1 rRNA gene is annotated in these 678 nt (G+C 56.8%); it reads right to left on the bottom strand.

The window, feature by feature from the left end:
- Positions 1 to 678 (bottom strand): 23S ribosomal RNA (locus tag ACFOW8_RS29085); the annotation flags it as partial.

The following is a 678-nucleotide window of genomic DNA, read 5'->3' as shown; positions in this document are numbered from 1 at the left end:
CAGGAACCCTTGGTCATTCGGCGGACGAGTTTCTCACTCGTCTTTCGCTACTCATGCCTGCATTCTCACTCCCGTAGCCTCCACCACTAGTTCACACTGTGGCTTCCACGGCTACAGGACGCTCCCCTACCCACCCAGTCGACTGGCCCGAAGGCGATCTAATGACTGAGTGCCGCGGCTTCGGCGGTGTACTTGAGCCCCGCTACATTGTCGGCGCAGGATCACTTGACCAGTGAGCTATTACGCACTCTTTCAAGGGTGGCTGCTTCTAAGCCAACCTCCTGGTTGTCTCAGCGACCCCACATCCTTTTCCACTTAGTACACGCTTAGGGGCCTTAGCCGGCGATCTGGGCTGTTTCCCTCTCGACTACGAAGCTTATCCCCCGCAGTCTCACTGCCACGCTCTCACACACCGGCATTCGGAGTTTGGCTGACTTCGGTAAGCTTGTAGGCCCCCTAGGCCATCCAGTAGCTCTACCTCCGGCGTGAAACACGTGACGCTGCACCTAAATGCATTTCGGGGAGAACCAGCTATCACGGAGTTTGATTGGCCTTTCACCCCTACCCACAGCTCATCCCCTCAGTTTTCAACCTAAGTGGGTTCGGGCCTCCACAACCTCTTACAGCTGCTTCACCCTGGCCATGGGTAGATCACTCCGCTTCGGGTCCATAATGTGC

The sequence above is a fragment of the Nocardia rhizosphaerae genome (assembly GCF_042650365.1).
In the GTDB taxonomy this organism is placed as follows: domain Bacteria; phylum Actinomycetota; class Actinomycetes; order Mycobacteriales; family Mycobacteriaceae; genus Nocardia; species Nocardia rhizosphaerae.
Note: the sequence above shows the minus strand (reverse complement) of the source record. Positions and strands in the feature narration are given on the sequence as shown.